Source organism: Kitasatospora sp. NPDC058444 (assembly GCF_042721415.1).
Classification (GTDB): domain Bacteria; phylum Actinomycetota; class Actinomycetes; order Streptomycetales; family Streptomycetaceae; genus Kitasatospora.
Map to the genome: position 1 here is coordinate 26,077 of NZ_JBHXLL010000027.1, position 17,940 is coordinate 44,016.

A 17,940-nucleotide genomic window follows, 5' to 3' on the forward strand; every position below is an offset into this window, starting at 1 on the left:
CGTCAGGGAGGGGTCAGGGAGTCAGGCGGGCGGCGAGCACCGGGCCGATGACGGCGAGCGCCTCGGAGCTCGTCATCGCGCCGTGGGTGCTCGGCACCTCGTGGACGTCGAGCCGTCCGCCCAGGTACGGGCGCCAGCTCTCCGGATCGGGGGCGTCGGCCGGCCGGTCCTTGGCGGCGGTGAAGAACACCGCGTCGCCGTCGTAGCCGGGCAGCGGGAGCGCGTGGGACAGCTCGGCGTTGGACTGGAAGACCGAGACCACCCGGGCCACCCCGGCGCCGCTGAGGCCGGCGAGCGGGCCCTCCTCGCCCCGGACGAGCGCGGCGTAGCCGTCCTCGTCCGCGGGCCAGGCGGTGATCTCCCCGGCCGGGTGGCCGAGCGAGTCGAGGATCACGGCGAGCTGCGCCGGGTCGTCGCGCCACTGCTCGGGCCCCGGCTCGCCGGTGCCCGGGTAGGCGTCCAGCAGGGCCAGCAGCCGGACCTCCTCGCCCTGTTCGCGCAGCAGCGCGGCGATCGCGTGGGCGACGGCCCCGCCGAAGGACCAGCCGAGCAGGGCGTACGGGCCCTCGGGGCGGACGGTGCGGATCCGCGCGAGGTAGGTCCGGGCCAGCTCCTCCACCGAGGCCGGGTGCGCGTCCGGGTCGGCCAGGCCGGGGGCTTGGAGGCCGTAGATCGGCTGCTCGGCGTCGAGGTGGCGCAGCAGGCCGGTGTAGACCCAGCTGATGCCGGCGGCCGGGTGGACGCAGAACAGCGGCGGGCGCGAGCCGCGGGTGCGGATCGGCAGCAGGACGGGGAAGCTCTCGGCGGCCGGGCCCCGGGCGAGCCGCTCGGCCAGCCGGGCGACGGTCGGCGCCTCGAACAGCGTGCGGACGCCGATCCCCTCGTCCTCGCCGACCAGTTCGCGCAGGCCCGCGACCAGGCGGCTGGCCAGCAGCGAGTGGCCGCCCAGCTCGAAGAAGTTGTCGTCCACGCCGACCTTCTCCAGCCCGAGCAGATCGGCGAACAGGCCGCAGAGCAGCTCCTCCTGGGGCGTCGCGGGCGCCCGCCCGGAGCCGAGCCAGGTGGTGTCGGGGGCCGGCAGGGCCTTGCGGTCGACCTTGCCGTTGGCGGTCAGCGGCAGGGCGTCCAGGGCGACGATCGCCGAGGGCACCATGTAGTCCGGCAGGGACGCGCCGACGTGGGCCCGCAGCGCGGCCTGGTCGACGGCCTGCCCGGGGTGGGCGACGGCGTAGCCGACCAGCCGGCGGTCGCCCGGGCGGTCCTCCCGGACCAGCACGAACGCCTGGGCCAGGGAGGGGTGTCCGGCGAGCACGGCCTCGATCTCGCCGGGCTCGATCCGGAAGCCGCGGATCTTGACCTGGTGGTCGGTGCGGCCCAGGTACTCCAGGGTGCCGTCGGCCTGGCGGCGGACCAGGTCGCCGGAGCGGTACATCCGGCTGCCGGGGGTGCCGTACGGGTCGGCGACGAAGCGCTCGGCGCTCTGCCCGGGCCGGTTGAGGTAGCCGCGGGCCAGGCCGGCGCCCGCGATGTACAGCTCGCCCTCGACCCCGGCCGGGACGGGCTGGAGGGCCGCGTCCAGGACGTAGAGCCGGGTGTCCAGCACCGGCCGGCCCATCGGCGGGGCGATCCGGCCGCCGAGCGGGGCGCTCATGCTGGCGCAGACGGTCGACTCGGTCGGGCCGTAGGCGTTGACCATCCGCATCCGGGCCGACCAGTGCTCCACCAGGTCGGGCGGGCAGGCCTCGCCGGCGACCACCAGGGTGCCGCCGCGCGGCAGCGCGTCCGGGGCCAGCACGGCGAGCGCGGTCGGCGGCAGCGTCAGGTGGGTGACGCCCTGTTCGGCGATCAGGGCGGTCAGCGAGGGGCCGGGCAGCAGCTGGTCGGCGTCGCCGAGGACGGCCCGGGCGCCGGTGAGCAGCGCCATGCCCAGCTCCCAGACGGCCGCGTCGAAGGACGGCGAGGCGAACAGCAGCACCCGGCTGTCGGGGGTGACGGCCAGGCCCCGGCGCTGGCTCTCCACCATGGCGGCGAGGCCGGTGTGGGTGACCACCACGCCCTTGGGGCGGCCGGTGGAGCCGGAGGTGTAGATGACGTACGCGGCCGAGTGCGGGGTGATCGCGACGCCGGTGAGGTCGTGCGCCGGGTGGCCGGAGGCGTCCAGCTCCTCGATCAGCAGCCGCGGGACGGTGCTCTCGGCGAGCAGGCCGTCGGCCAGTGCCTTGCTGGTGAGGACGAGCGCGGGCGCGGCGTCGTCCAGCATGTAGGCGATCCGGTCGGCCGGGTAGCGCGGGTCCAGCGGCTGGAAGACCGCGCCGGCCTTGAGCACGGCCAGCTGGGCGACGATCAGCTCGATCGAGCGCTCCAGGGCGATCGCGACGAACCGCTCGGGCCCCGCGCCGTGCTCGACCAGCAGCCGGGCGAAGCGGTTGGCGCGCTCGTTCAGCTCGCCGTACGTGACCTGCTCGGAGCCGAAGGAGAGCGCGACGGCCTCCGGGCGGGCGGCGGCCCGCGCCTCGAAGAGCGCCGGGAAGGTGGCGAGCGGGAGGTCCTCCCGGGTGTCGTTCCAGCCGGTGAGCAGCTGCTCGCGCTCCTCGGGGGCCAGCACCTCGACCCGGCTCACGCACTGGTCCGGGTCGGCCAGCACCGCGCGCAGGGCGCGCTCGAAGCGGGCGGCCGTCGCCTCGGTGGTGGACCGGTCGAACAGGTCGACGGCGTACTCCAGCGTCAGGCCGATCCCGGCGGGAGCGCCGGCCGCGTCGAAGCTCTCGCTGAAGGCGAAGGTCAGGTCGAACTTGGCGAGGTCCGAGTCCAGTTGCTCGACCCGGCCGGGCAGGCCGCCGAGGCTGACCTCCCCGGCCTCGCCGCCGGAGGTCAGCATCACCTGGCAGAGCGGGTGGCGGGCGGTGGAGCGCACCGGGTTGAGCAGCTCGACCAGCCGCTCGAAGGGCACGTCCTGGTGCTCGAAGGCGTCCAGGGTGGCGACCCGGACGCGCTCCACCAGCTCCCGGAAGCTCGGGTCGCCGCTCGTGTCGGTGCGCAGCACCAGGGTGTTGACGAAGAAGCCGACCAGGTCCTCCAGCGCCTCGTCGGTGCGGCCGGCCACCACGGTGCCGATCGGCAGGTCGGTGCCCGCGCCGATCCGGCTCAGCGTGGTGGCCAGCGCGGCCTGCATCACCATGAACACGCTGGCCCGGCCGCGCTGCGCCGACTCGATGAGGGAGGCGTGGAGTCCGGCGTCCATCCGGAGCTCCACCGCGGCGCCCCGGCGGCTCGGGGCGGCGGTGCGGTGGCGGTCGAAGGGGAGCGTCAGCTCCTCCGGGAGGTCGGCCAGGGTGCGCTGCCAGTAGGCGAGTTGGTCGGTCAGCAGGGCGCTGGGCCGCTCGTCGGTGCCGAGCAGTTCGTGCTGCCAGAGGGTGTAGTCGGCGTACTGGACCGGCAGCGGCTCCCACTGCGGCCCGGTGCCGGCCAGGCGGGCCCGGTACGCCTCGGCGAGGTCGCTCAGCAGCGGGGCCACGGACCAGCCGTCGGTGGCGATGTGGTGCATGAGCACCAGCAGGACGTGCTCCTCGTCGGGCAGCGAGAGCAGGGTGGCGCGCACCGGCAGCTCGCGGGCGAGGTCGAAGACGTGCGCCCCGGCCTCGTCCAGCGCCGCGGCGAGCTCCGCCTCGGTGGCCACCGGGGCGGTGTGCAGCGGGAGTTCGGGGTTCTCCAGGAGCAGCTGGTGCGGCCGGCCGCCGGTGGTCGGGTAGACGGTGCGCAGCACCTCGTGGCGGTCGAGCACGTCCGCCAGGGCCGCCCGGAGGGCGGGGGCGTCGACCGGGCCGGTGAGCCGGATCGCGCACGGGGTGTTGTAGAGCGCGCTCGGGCCCTCGAACTGGTCGATGAACCAGAGGCGTTGCTGGGCGGGGGAGAGCGGCACGCGCTCGGGCCGCTCGACCGGCCGCAGGGCCGGACGGGCGGCGCCCGGGGCGGGCAGGACGGCGGCCAGCGCGGCCACGCTGGGGGCGTCGAACAGGGCCCGGACGGGCAGTTCGGCGCCGAGGGCGGTGCGGACGCGGCTGACCAGCTTGGTGGCGAGCAGCGAGTGGCCGCCCAGGTCGAAGAAGCTGTCGTCGATCCCGATCCGGTCCAACCCGAGGACGTCGGTGAAGAGTTCGCACAGCGCCCGTTCGGTGTCGGTGCGCGGGGCGCGGCCCTCGGCGGCCCCGGCCCAGTCGGGGGCGGGCAGGGCGCGGCGGTCGACCTTGCCGTTGGCGGTCACCGGGAGGGCGTCGAGGACGACCACGGCGGCCGGGAGCATGTAGCTGGGCAGGCTGTCGGCGACGGCGGCGCGCAGCTCGGCGGGATCTCCCTCGCCGGTGGCGTAGACCACCAGGCGCTTGTCGCCGGGCTGGTCCTCGCGGACCACGGCGAAGGCCTGGCCGACGGCCGGCAGGGCGGTGAACGCGCCCTCCACCTCGCCGAGTTCGATCCGGAAGCCGCGGATCTTGACCTGGTCGTCGGCCCGGCCGAGGAACTCCAGGACGCCGTCGGCGGTCCAGCGGACGAGGTCGCCGGTGCGGTACATCCGGCCGCCGGGCTCGCCGAACGGGCAGGCCACGAAGCGCTCGGAGGTCAGGCCGGGGCGCCCGACGTAGCCGCGGGCCAGACCGGCGCCGGCGAGGTACAGCTCGCCGGCCACGCCGACCGGCACCGGCCGCAGCGCGGTGTCCAGCACGTACGGGCGGGTGTTGTCCAGCGCCCGCCCGATCGGGACCACGGCGGGGACGGGCTCGCCCGGGCGCATGGTGAAGGTGGTCTTGATGGCGGTGGTCTCGGTGGGGGCGTACACCGCGACCACGTCGGTGTCCGGGCAGGCCCGGTGGATCCGGCGGACGGACTCCGGCGGGACGACGTCGCCGCCGGTCCACACCTGCCGGACGTCGCGGAAGGCGGCCGGGTCCTCGTCGGCCATCAGCCGCAGCAGACCGGACGGGGCCTGGACCAGGGTCACCCGGTGGGTGGTGATCGTCTCGGCGAGGCGGCGGATGTCCAGCTCGCCGGGCTCGGCGAGCACGATCGCCCCGCCGGTGACCAGCGGCGCCCAGATCTCGGTGGTGGAGGCGTCGAAGGCGGTGGGCGAGTGCAGCAGCACGCGCTCGTGGTGGCCGGCCCGGAAGTGCGGGTTGCCCAGCAGGTCCACCACGTTGCGGTGGGTGACGGCGACGCCCTTGGGCACCCCGGTCGAGCCCGAGGTGTACATCACGTAGACCAGCTGGCCGGGCAGGACCGGCACGGCCGGGTCGCCCGCCGGGGGAGCCTGGTCGAGCAGTTCCCCGGTGACCTCGAGGGTGGCGAAGCCCTCGGTGGCGAGCACCGGGTGGTCCCGGTGGGCCGGGTCGACGAGCAGCAGGCCGGTGCGGGTGTCGGCCAGGATGTGCTGGAGGCGGTCCAGCGGGTAGCGGTCGTCCAGCGGGACGTAGGTGCCGCCCGCCTTGGCGATCGCGAGGACGGCGGTGAGCAGCCCGGCGGAGCGCTCCATCAGGACGGCGACCGGCTGTTCGGTGGTCAGGCCGCGCTCCAGCAGCAGGGCGGCGAGGCGGTTGGCGCGGTCGTTCAGCTCGGCGTAGTCGAGCCGCTCGGTGCCGGAGACCAGGGCGAGGGCGTCGGGGGTGGCGGCGGCCTGGGCCTCGAACAGCCGGGGCAGGCTCTGCTCGGCGACGGGCACGGCCGGCCCGTTCCATCCGGTGAGCAGCTGCTCGCGCTCGGCCGGGGCGAGGATCTCGATGCCGCCGATGGGCGCGTCCGGGGCGGCCACGGCGGCGCGCAGCACGCGCACCAGCCGCTCGGCGAGGGAGACGGCGGTGGCGTGGTCGAAGAGGTCGGCCGCGTAGTCGACGGCGGCGCGCACACCCAGGCAGGTGCCGTCGGGCGCGAGCCGCTCGACGAAGTTGAAGTTGAGGTCGAACTGGGCCTGGGCCTCGCCGACCTCGACCGGGGCGCCCACCGCGGCGCCGAAGGCGAGGTCGCCGGCCCGCTCCGCGTTCAGGGTGACGACGGTCTGGAAGAGCGGGTGGCGGGCGGGGGTGCGGGTGGGGTTGAGGTGTTCGACCAGGCGCTCGAAGGGGATGTCCTGGTGATCGTAGGCGTCCAGGTCGGTGCGGCGGACCCGGTCCAGCAGCTCGTGGAAGCTCGGGTCGCCCGAGGTGTCGGTGCGCAGCAGCAGGGTGTTGACGAAGAAGCCGACCAGGTCGTCGAGGGCCTCGTCGGTGCGGCCGGCGACGGGGGTGCCGAGCGGCAGGTCGGTGCCGGCGCCGAGGCGGGTGTAGAGGGCGGCGACCGCGGCCTGCAGCGCCATGAACAGGCTGGCGTGCCGGACGGAGGACAACTCGGTGAGCGCGGCGTGCAGTTCGGCGTCCAGCTCGAAGTCGGCGGCGCCGCCGCGGCGGCTCGGCACGGCCGGGCGCGGACGGTCGTAGGGGAGCGCCAGCTCCTCCGGGAGGCCGGACAACTCCTGCCGCCAGTGGGTGAGTTGCAGGGAGACGACGCTCTCCGGGTCGTCCTCCTCGCCGAGCAGCTCGCGCTGCCAGAGGGTGTAGTCGGCGTACTGGACCGGCAGCGGCTCCCACTGCGGCCCGGTGCCGGCCAGCCGGGCCCGGTACGCCTCGGCGAGGTCGCGGAAGAGCGGGGCGAGGGACCAGCCGTCGCTGGCGATGTGGTGCGTCAGCAGCAGCAGGACGTGCTCGTCCGGCGTGGGCAGGTCGTACAGCCAGGCCCGGACGGGCAGGTCGGCCGCGAGGTCGAAGACCTGCCCGGCGGCCTCGTGCATCAGCGGGTGCAGCTCGGCCTCGTCGGCCACCGTGACCAGGTGCAGCGGCGGGCGCCCCTCGGCGAGGATGTGCTGGTGGGGCTGGCCGTCGGTGGTGGGGAAGACGGTGCGCAGCACCTCGTGGCGGTCCACCACGTCGCCGAGCGCGCCTTCGAGGGCGGCGGCGTCGAGCTCGCCGGTCAGCCGGAGGGCGAACGGAGTGTTGTAGAGGGAGCTCGGTCCCTCGAACTGTTCGATGAACCAGAGCCGCTGCTGGGCGAACGACAACGGGATCAAGGTCTGCCTCCGACTGGCGACGTACGGCGGTTGTGGCTGGTGGGGCTGGACTGTGCGGTGGGGCAGGTGGTCGTGCGGCGGGGCGGTCGTGCGGCGGGTGCGGGCCGCGCCACCGGTGCGGCCCGCCTCCTGTCGTGGATCAGGCCTGGCCGTTCGGGCGGCGCATCGGCCGCAGGGCCGGGCGGGCCTTCTTCGGTGCCGGCGCCGCGTCGCCGCCGGGCAGGGCGGCGGCGAGGGCCACCACCGTGGGTGCGTCGAACAGCGTGCGGATCGGCAGCTCCACGCCGAGGGTGGCGCGGATGCGGCTGACCAGCCGGGTGGCGAGCAGGGAGTGGCCGCCGAGGTCGAAGAACCGGTCGTCGATGCTGACCTTCGGTACGCCCAGCACCTCGGCGAACAGGGCACAGAGCTCCCGCTCGCGCTCGGTGCGCGGGGCGCGGCCCTCGGCCGCCCCGGCGTACTCGGGCGCGGGCAGGGCCCGGCGGTCGACCTTGCCGTTGGCCGTGACCGGCAGGCTGTCCAGGACGACCACGGCGGCCGGGAGCATGTAGCCGGCGAGGCGGTCCGCGACGAAGGCGCGCAGCTCGCTGTCGGTGGCCTTGCCGGTGGCGTACACCACCAGTCGCTTGTCGCCCGGCTGGTCCTCGCGGACCACCGCGAGCGCCTGGCCGACGCCCTCGTGGGCGGTGAACGCGGCCTCCACCTCGCCGAGTTCGATCCGGAAGCCGCGGATCTTGACCTGGTCGTCGGCCCGGCCGAGGAACTCCAGAACTCCGTCGGCGGTCCACCGGGCGAGGTCGCCGGTGCGGTACATCCGGCTGCCGGGGCCGCCGTACGGGTCGGCGACGAAGCGCTCGGCGCTGAGCGCCGGGCGGCCGATGTAGCCGCGGGCCAGGCCGGCCCCGGCGATGTACAGCTCGCCCGCCACTCCGGCCGGCACCGGCTGGAGGCCGGCGTCCAGCACGTACAGCCGGGTGTTGGCCAGCGGGCGCCCGATCGGCACCGTGCTCGGCACCGCGGCGGCGTCGGGCATCGGGTACTGGGTGGCGCACAGGGTGGTCTCGGTCGGCCCGTACAGCGCTCGCACCGCGATGCCCGGGACGGCCTCCAGCACCCGGCGCACGGCCGGGGCGGAGACCACGTCGCCGCCGGTCAGCACCTCGCGCACACCGGCGAAGATGCCCGGGTCCTCCTCCGCGATGACCCGGAAGAGACCGGCCGTGACGTGCACGTGGGTGAGCGCGTGGACCCTCACCAGCTCGCGGATGGCGGCCGCGTCCAGGTCCCCCTGGGGCGCGACGACCACCTGGCCGCCGGAGAGCAGCGGCACCCAGATCTCGTAGGTCGAGGCGTCGAAGGCGTGCGGCGCGTGGAACAGCACCCGCAGGCCCTCGTCGTGCCGCCAGCACGGGTCGGTGGCGAGCTGCACCACGTCCCGGTGGCTGATCGCGATGCCCTTGGGCTCCCCGGTGGAGCCGGAGGTGAACATCACGTACGCGAGCTGCTCCGGGTGCGGCGCGGCCGGGTGGGCGCGGCGCTCGCGCGGACCGTCGAACCAGCCCTCGGTGAGCGGCAGGACGGGGCAGGGGGCGTCGGCGGCCAGCGGGTGCTCGAGGTGGGCCGGGTCGACCACGACGAGGGCCGCGGCCGTCTCGGCGGTGATCCTGCGCAGCCGCTCGGCCGGGTGGCGGTCGTCCAGCGGGACGTAGGTGCCGCCCGCCTTGGCCACCGCGAGGATCGCGGTCAGCAGGTCGGCGGAGCGGTCCATCAGCAGGACCACCGGCGTCTCGGCGCCGACCCCGGCGCCGGCCAGGTGGGCCGCCAGATGCTCGGCCCGGGAGTCCAGTTCGGCGTAGCTGAGGGTGCCGTCCTGCGAGACCACGGCCGGGGCGTCGGGGGTGGCGGCGGCCCGCGCCTCGAACAGCTCCGGCAGGGTCGCGTCCGGGACGGGCGCGGCGTTGTCGTTCCAGCCGGTGAGCAGCTGCTCGCGCTCGGCCGGGTCGAGGATGCCGATGGCGCCGATGGGCGCGTCCGGGGCGGCCGCGGCGGCGCGCAGCACGCGCAGCAGCCGCTCGCCGAGGGCGGCCACGGTGGCGTGGTCGAAGAGGTCGACGGCGTACTCGACCGCCACCGTCAGGCCCGCCTGCGGGCCCTGCTCGGTGAACCGGAAGGACAGGTCGAACTTGGCCACGTCCAGCTCGAAGGGGTGCTCCGCGCAGCCCAGGTCGCCGAAGGCGGCCGGCACCGTGACCCGGCTCTCCAGTGCCACCAGGGTCTGGAAGAGCGGGTGGCGGGCGGGGGTGCGGGTGGGGTTGAGGTGTTCGACCAGGCGCTCGAAGGGGATGTCCTGGTGGTCGTAGGCGTCCAGGTCGGTGCGCCGGACCCGGTCGAGCAGCTGCCGGAAGGTCGGGTCGCCGCTGGTGTCGGTGCGCAGCAGCAGGGTGTTGACGAAGAAGCCGACCAGGTCGTCGAGGGCCTCGTCGGTGCGGCCGGCGACGGGGGTGCCGAGCGGCAGGTCGGTGCCGGCGCCGAGGCGGGTGTAGAGGGCGGCGACCGCGGCCTGCAGCGCCATGAACAGGCTGGCGTTCTGCGCCACCGCCAACTCGCCGAGCGCGCGGTGCAGTTCGGCGTCGACGGCGACCTCCACCAGGCCGCCCCGGTGCCCCGGCACGGCCGGGCGCGGACGGTCGTAGGGGAGCGCCAGCTCCTCCGGGGCGTCGGCCAGGGCCTGCTGCCAGTAGGAGAGCTGGTCCTTCAGCAGGGTGCTGGGCTGCTCGTCGGTGCCGAGCAGCTCGCGCTGCCAGAGGGTGTAGTCGGCGTACTGCACCGGCAGCGGTGCCCGGGTGGGCTCGGCGCCGGCCAGCCTGGCCTCGTACGCCTCGGCGAGGTCGCGGAAGAGCGGGGCGACCGACCAGCCGTCGCTGGCGATGTGGTGCATCAGCACCAGCAGGACGTGCTCGTCGTGCGGCAGCGACAGCAGGGTGGCGCGCACCGGCAGGTCGTGGGCGAGGTCGAAGACCTCCTCGCCGGCCGCGGACAGCGCGGTCCGCAGCTCCTCCTCGTCGGCCACCGTGACGTGTCGCAGGGCGAGTTCGCCGGCCTCGGTGACGAGCTGGTGCGGCCGGCCGTCGACGGTCGGGAAGACGGTGCGCAGGACCTCGTGCCGCCGCACCACGTCCCGGACGGCCCGCTCCAGGGCGGGCAGGTCGACGGCGCCGGTGAGCCGGACCGCGACGGGCGTGTTGTAGAGCGCGCTCGGGCCCTCGAACTGCTCGATGAACCACAGGCGTTGCTGGGCGGAGGAGAGCGGCACGCGCTCGGGCCGCTCGGCCGGCCGCAGGGCCGGACGGGCCGCGGCGGAGTCCGGCAGCGCGGCGGCCAGCAGGGCCACCGTCGGGTTGTCGAAGAGCGTGCGGATCGGCAGCTCGGCGCCGAGGCCGGCGCGGATGCGGCTGACCAGCTTGGTGGCGAGCAGCGAGTGCCCGCCGCGGTCGAAGAAGTTGTCGTCGATGCTGATCCGGGCCAGACCGAGGACCTCGGCGAACAGCTGGCACAGGGCCTGCTCGGTGGCGTCGCGCGGCTCGCGCCCGCCGTCGGCGCCGTTGTAGTCGGGCGCGGGCAGGGCCTTGCGGTCCACCTTGCCGTTGGGGTTCACCGGCAGCTCGTCGAGGACGACGATCGCGGCCGGGAGCATGTAGCCGGGCAGCCGCTCGGTGACGAAGTCGCGCAGCTCGTCGGCCCGCACCTCGCCGGTGACGTACGCGACCAGGCGCTTGTCGCCCGGCTGGTCCTGGCGCACCGCCACGCAGACCTGGCCGACCGCCGGGTGGGCGGTGAACGCCGCCTCCACCTCGCCGAGTTCGATCCGGAAGCCGCGCAGCTTGACCTGGTCGTCCGCTCGGCCGACGAACTCCAGTTCACCCGCGGGCGTCCAGCGCACCACGTCGCCGGTGCGGTACATCCGGCCGCCGGGCTCGCCGAACGGGCAGGCCACGAAGCGCTCGGAGGTCAGGCCGGGGCGGCGGACGTAGCCGCGGGCCAGGCCGTTGCCGCCGATGTACAGCTCGCCGGCCACGCCGACCGGCACCGGGCGCAGCCCGGCGTCCAGCACGTACAGCCGGTTGTTGGGCAGCGGGCGGCCGATCGGGACGACGTCGGGAACCTCGGCGGCCGAGGTCATCGGGAAGTGCGTCGCGAAGGTGGTCGTCTCGGTCGGTCCGTAGACGTTGATCAGGCGCAGTCCGGGGCAGGTGTCCAGCACCCGCCGCATGGCGACCGGCGAGGCGATGTCCCCGCCCGTCCACACCTCGTGCAGCCCGGTGAAGGTCTCCGGGGCCTCGGCGGCCAGCACGTTGAAGAGGCCGACGCTGATCCAGGCCGAGGTGGTCCGCTCGTGGCCGATCACGGCCGCCAGCTCGGCGATGCCGAGCCGGCCGGGCGGGGCGATCACCAGCTGGCCGCCGGAGAGCAGCGGGGTCCAGATCTCGTAGGTGGAGGCGTCGAAGGCGGAGGGCGCGTGCACCGGCAGCCGCTCGTGGCCGCCGCCGGTGAACTGGCCGCCGAGCGCGAGGTCGACCACACCGCGGTGGGTGATGGCGATGCCCTTGGGTACGCCGGTCGAGCCGGAGGTGTGCATCACGTACACCAACTGGTCGGCGCGCTGCGGCAGTCCGAGGTTCTCGGGGTGCTCCTCGGCGTGCGGGTCGAGCACCGTCAGGCCGGTCAGCGCGGGGTGCTCGCGGTGCGCGGCGTCGGCCAGCACCAGCCCGGCCCCGGCGTCGGCGAGGACGGTCCGCAGCCGGTCGTTCGGCTGGGCGTCGTCCAGCGGCACGTACAGGCCGCCGGCCTTGAGCACCGCCAGGATCGCGACCACCTGGGCGGCCGAGCGGTCGATCATCAGTGCGACCGGTGTCTCCCGGACGACCCCGGCCTCGACCAGCCGCAGCGCCAGGCCGTTGGCCCGGGCGTTGAGCTGGGCGTAGGTCAGCTCGGCGTCGTCGGCGGTGAGCGCGATCGCGTCCGGGGTCGCGGCGGCCCGCGCCTCGAACAGCTCGGGCAGCGAGCCCTCGGGCAGCGGGGTGCCGGTGCCGCTCCACTCGGTGACCAGCTCGGCGCGCTCGGCCGCGGTCAACACCTCGACGGTGCCGACGAGTTCGGCCGGGTCGGCGACGATCCGGTCGAGCAGGGCGAGGAAGCGGTCCAACAGGGCGCGGGCCTGCTCGGAGGTGAAGGCGTCCGGCTGGTGGTCCAGTCGGAGCTGGAGGCCGTCGCCGGGGGTGAGGGCCAGCACCAGCGGGTAGTGGGCGCTGTCGACGTCCTCGACGAGGGTGACGCGGGTGGCGCCGCTCGGGTCGGCGTCGTCCAGGGCGGACGGGTCCGGGTAGTTGCCGTACACCGTGACGGTGTCGAACAGGCTGCCCATCCCGGCGAGTTGCTGGATCTCGGTGAGGCTGAGGTGCTGGTGGTCCAGCAGCGCGGACTGCTCGTGCTGGAGCCGCAGCAGCAGCTGGCCCCAGCTCTCCGCCTGGTCCAGGCGCACCCGCACCGGCACGGTGTTGATGAGCAGGCCCATCATCCGCTCCACGCCCGGCAGGTCGTGCGGCCGGCCGGAGACGGTGGTGCCGAACAGCACGTCCTCGCGCCCGGTGAGCCGGGCCAGCAGTACGCCCCAGGCCGCCTGCACCAGGGTGTTGAGGGTGACGCCGTAGCGGCGGGCGGTGCGGGCGAGGGCCTCGGTGGTCTCCGGGGTGAGCCCGGTGTGCAGGCGCAGCGGCAGCTGCGGGGTGGCGGCGGAGCGGCCGGGGGCGAGCAGGGTGGGCTCGTCGGCGCCGGCCAGGGCCTGGGCCCAGGCGGTGCGGGCGGCCGAGCCGTCGCGCCGGGTGATCCAGCGCAGGTACTCGCGGTACGGGGCCGCCGGGGCCGGCGGCTGCTCGAAGTACAGGCCCCACAGCTCCTCGGCGAACAGCGGGGTGGACCAGCCGTCCAGCAGGATGTGGTGCGCGGAGGCGATCAGCTGGTGCTGCTCGGGGGCGAGTCTGATCAGGGTGTAGCGCAGCAGCGGAGGGCGGTCGAGGTCGAAGCGGCGGCCGTACTCGGCGGCGGCGATCCGGGCGGCCTCCGCCCGCGGGTCGGCGTGGCCGGTCAAGTCGACGACGCTGAAGGGCAGTTCGACGCTGTCCGGGACGACCTGAACCGGCGGGCCGTCGTGCCGCTGGTGGAACGCGGCCTTGAGGTTCGGCTGGCGGGTCAGCAGCGCCTCGGCGGCGGTGCGCAGGCGCTCGGCGTCCACCGGGCCGGTGAGGTCGAAGGTCACGACCGAGGTGTAGACGTCCGCGCCGTCGGCGTCGTACGCCGAGTGGAAGGCCATGCCCTGCTGGAGCGGCGAGGTGGGCCAGACGTCCACCAGGCGGGCGGGGGCGTGGTGGGCGGCGAGGGAGTCCAGCTCGTCCTGGGTGACGGCCACCAGCGGGAAGTCGGAGGGGGTGTGCCCGCCCGCGTCCGGCCGCTCGGCGTGCGCGGCGAGCGCGGCCAGTGCGGCGAACCAGGCCTCGGCGAAGGCGCGCACCCGCTCCTCGGAGAGCAGTCCGGTGGCGTACGACCACTGGGCGACCAGCAGCGGGCCCTGCGGGGTGTCCACGGTGGTGGCGTCCAGGCCGAGCACCCGGCCGAGCGCGAGGCCGGTCGCGGCGCCCTCGGACATCGCCTCGGTGCCGGCCAGCACGTCCTCGGCGGTGACGCCCTCGGGCGCGAAGCGGCCCAGGTAGTTGAACTCGATCTGCGGGTCGGCGCAGCCTTCGAGGGCGGCGGCGGTCTCCGGGTTGAGGTGGCGCAGCAGGCCGAAGCCGATGCCGTTGTCCGGGACGGCGCGCAGCTGCTCCTTCACCCGGCCGAGGGCCCGGCCGAGCTCGGGGCCGGCCGCGGTGACCTCGGACCAGTCCAGTGCCCCGGGGGCGAGCCGGACGGGGTAGACGGAGGTGAACCAGCCGGCGGTGCGGTGCAGGTCGACGCCGTCGACGATCTCCTCGCGGCCGTGGCCCTCCACGGTGACCAGCACGGCGCCGTCGGGCCCGGTGGTCTCCCGGCCGCGCCAGTGGCCGAGGGCCAGCGCCAGCCCGGTCAGCAGCACGTCGTTGACCTGGGCGTGGTAGGCGGCGGTGACCTTGGTGAGCAGCGCCTGGGTGGTCCCGGCGGGCAGCACGAGCCGCAGCAGGCCCTCGGTGGCGTAGGTGTCCCGGGCCGGGTCCAGCGGGCGCTCGCCGAGCAGTGGGTCCGGAGTGGCCAACGCGGCCTGCCAGAGCGGGAGTTCGGCGGCACGGCGGTCGGTCCGCGCCTCGGCGGTGAGCCGCTGGGCCCAGCGGCGGAAGGAGGTGGGCACCGGGGCGAGCTCGACGGCGCGGCCCTCGCGCAGCGCGGCGAGCGCGCCGAGCAGGTCCTCCTCGACGATGCGCCAGGTGACGCCGTCCACCACCAGGTGGTGGATCACCAGCAGCAGCTGCGAGGGCGCCTGCGGGCCGGCGTCGAAGCGCACGGCCTGGACCATCCGCCCGTCCTCGGGGGACAGCCGCCCGCGGGCGGCCTCGGTCTCGGCGCGCAGCGTCTCGGCGGTGGCCGGGCCCTCGACCCGGCGCAGCACGGCGTCGGCGGGGACGGCGCCGGCCTCGGGCACGTGCAGCGTCCAGGGGCGCTCGGCGAGCGGGGACGTGCGGGCGCGGAACAGGTCGTGGTGGTCGAGCAGGGCCTGGACGGCGGTGGTCAGGTGCTCCTGCCCGGTGCCGGCGGGCAGGGTGAGCAGGGTGGACTGGTAGAAGCTCTCGACCGCGCCGTGCTGGGCGGCCAGCCAGTGCACGATGGGCGTGGGCGGCACCTCGCCGAGGCCGGCGCCGGCCGGCTCGACGACGACCGGGCCCTCCAGCGGACGGGCGATCCGCGCCAGCGCCTCGACGGTCGGGGCGAGGAACACCTCGCGCGGGGTGAGCTGGAGGCCCGCGTGCCGGGCCCGGGAGACCAGCTGGATGGCCACGATGGAGTCGCCGCCGAGCTCGAAGAAGGAGTCGCTGACGCCCACCCGGGGCAGGCCCAGGACCTCGCCGAACAGCCGGACCAGGGTGTGCTCCAGCTCCCCGGCGGGCGCGCGGCCCTCTTCCTCGCCGGCGCCGAACACCGGCGCGGGCAGGGCGCGCTTGTCGACCTTGCCGTTGGGCGTGAGCGGCAGCCGGTCGAGCACCACGACGGTGGGCACCATGTGGTCGGGCAGCCGCTCGGCGCAGTACGCCCGCAGCTCGGCCGGGTCGGCGGCGCCGACGGTGTAGCCGACCAGCCGGCGCTCGCCCGGGCGGTCCTCGCGGACCAGCACCACGGCCTGGCGCACCTCGGGGTGGGCGGAGAGGGTCTGCTCGATCTCGCCGAGCTCGACCCGGAAGCCGCGGATCTTCACCTGGTCGTCGGCCCGGCCGAGGAAGTCCAGCTGGCCGTCCGGGCGGTAGCTGCCGAGGTCGCCGGTGCGGTACATCCGCTCGCCGGGCGCGCCGTACGGGTCGGCCACGAAGCGCTCGGCGGTCAGGCCGGGGCGGTTCAGGTAGCCGCGGGCCAGGTGCGGGCCGGCCAGGTACAGCTCGCCCACGGTGCCCGGCTCGACCGGGCGCAGCCGCTCGTCCAGCACGTGGATGCGCACGTCCTGGCAGGGCCGGCCGATCGGGGGCAGCTCGTCGCCGGTCAGCGGCTCGCTCATGCTGACGATGACGGTGGCCTCGGTCGGCCCGTAGCTGTTGAGCATCAGCCGGCCGCGGCCGCAGCGGGCGGCGAGCTCGCGGGAGACCGCCTCGCCGCCGCCGATCAGGGTGCGCAGCGAGGGCATCGGCAGGTCGGGCAGGGTGGAGATCATCGCGGTGGCGATGTCGGCGTGGGTGACGCCGTACCGGTCGATCAGGGCGGCCAGCGACTCGCCGACCAGCTGGCTCTGCTCGCGCGGCAGCACCAGGGCGGCGCCGGTGGTGAGCGCCACGGACAGGTCGGAGACCGAGACGTCGAAGCTGAGCGAGGAGGCCTGGAGCACCCGGCTGCCGGGGCCGACCCCGGTGGCGGTGACCTGGGTGCCGATCATGCTGGGCAGCCCGGTGTGGGTGACGGCCACGCCCTTGGGCACGCCGGTGGAGCCGGAGGTGTAGATGACGTACGCGGTGTTCAGGGCGCTCACCGGGCGGACCCGCTCGGCGGCGGTGAAGGGGGTGCCGGCCCGGGCGTCGAGATCGGCCAGGTGCTCGGCGGAGTCGAGCAGCAGCCGGGGGGCGTCGGTCGCCGGCAGCTGTCCGGCGGCCTCGGCGGTGGTGAGCACCAGGGCGGCGCGGGAGTCGGTCAGCATGTGGCGCAGCCGCTCGGCGGGGTAGGCCGGGTCGGCGGGCAGCCAGGCGGCGCCGGTCTTGGCGACGGCGAGGATCGCGGCGATCGCCTCGGGGGACTTCGGCAGGGCCAGCGCGACGACGTCCTCGGTGCCCAGGCCGCGGGCGGCCAGCACCCGGGCCAGCCGGTTGGCGCGGGCGTCCAGCTCGGCGTAGCTGAGGGTGGTGTCCTCGGCGTACAGCGCGGGGGCGTCCGGGGTGCGGGCTACCTGGGCGTCGACCAGCTCGGTGAGGGTCGGACGGGCGGGTGCCCCCGCGGCCAGCCGGGCGGCCAGCGCGGCGGGGGTCGGGGCGTCCACCAGGACGGACGGCTCCAGGCGGACGCCGAACTCGGCGTGCACCCGGGCCAGCAGCCGCTCGGCGGCCGGCCGGTCGCCGCCCAGGTCGTAGAAGCCCGCCGCGGGGTCGACCGACTCCCGGCCGAGCACCTCCGCGAACAGTCGGCACAGGACCTCGGCCGCTTCCGGCCGCTGCTCGGCTCTGTGCGTCTGCTGGACCCCGGACATGTGACTCTCTCCCTTGTGCGGCTGGCTCCCGCGGTGGCGGGAGTGGCGAGCTGGGTTGACCTCGGGGCGCGGTCGGCCCGGGGGTCGGCGGAGCGATGCTGCGGTCGTCATGGGGCGCTGCGGTGTGCTTCGGGTGACGTCCGCGCGGTGCGGCGGTGCGGCTGTACGAAGGTGCGGAGGTGCGGCTGTACGAGGGTGCGGAGGGTGAGGGTGTGCCGGTGCCGTTTCCGATGCGCGTTCGATGCACGCGCGTAGATCTCGAACACGGGGCTGCGCCGGCGGCGTGACGGTGCGGCGCGCGGCGGTGGGGTGCTGCGGCGACGGGGTGCTGCGGTGCTGGGCGGGGCCGGGCTCGGGCGGTGCTGGGGCGGGGCGGTGTCGGCGGGTTCCGGCGGGGCGGTGGCGCCGACGGCCGGGTGAGCGGCCGGAGGGGGGAGCGGCCGGGCGGGCGGCGGCTCGGGCACCGTGACGCGCCGGGTGAGCGGCGGTCGGCTCCGTGCTCGCCGCCGAGGCGGTGTGGCCGGGTGAGCGGCTGCTCGGCGTGGTTCTCCGCACGGAGGGCGGGTGGTGTTCAGCCGTCCGACGGTCTGGTGCTCAGCCGTCCGCCGGTCGGCGCGTGGTGACCTCGGTGACCTCGGTGACCGCGGTCGGCGCGGTTCGTGCGGTCGGCGCGATCGGTGCCGGCGAGGCGGTCGGTGCCGGCCGGGCGGTCGGGGCCGTCAGTGCTCGGACAGGTGCGCGACCAGGCTCTTCGGCCGCAGGTCCTGCCAGTTCTGCTCGACGTAGTCGAGGCAGTCCTGTCGTCCGGCGGCGCCGAACACCTGCTGCCAGCCGGCGGGCACCGGGCTGAAGGCCGGCCACAGCGAGTGCTGGCCCTCGTCGTTCACCAGGACGAGGTAGCTGCCCTCGGCATCCTCGAACGGGTTCGCCATCGTCGGTTCCTCTCTGATCGGAG

Annotated in this window: 2 protein-coding genes and 1 pseudogene; all 3 read right to left on the reverse strand. The window is 75.5% G+C overall.

Annotated features, from left to right (window positions below; all coding sequences use genetic code 11):
- Nucleotides 1–13: 13 nt before the first annotated feature.
- A pseudogene (locus ACFWP2_RS25550) lies at nucleotides 14–7,084 on the reverse strand (amino acid adenylation domain-containing protein); the annotation flags it as partial.
- A gap of 139 nt (nucleotides 7,085–7,223) precedes the next feature.
- Nucleotides 7,224–16,985 carry an amino acid adenylation domain-containing protein gene (locus ACFWP2_RS25555; protein WP_380455329.1) on the reverse strand — a complete coding sequence of 3,254 codons (9,762 nt, stop codon included), beginning with the start codon at nucleotides 16,983–16,985 and terminating at the stop codon, nucleotides 7,224–7,226.
- A gap of 719 nt (nucleotides 16,986–17,704) precedes the next feature.
- The gene (locus ACFWP2_RS25560; protein WP_360353986.1) at nucleotides 17,705–17,917 is read right to left on the reverse strand and encodes an MbtH family protein; all 213 of its coding nucleotides are present in this window, start codon (nucleotides 17,915–17,917) and stop codon (nucleotides 17,705–17,707) included.
- Nucleotides 17,918–17,940: the final 23 nt, after the last annotated feature.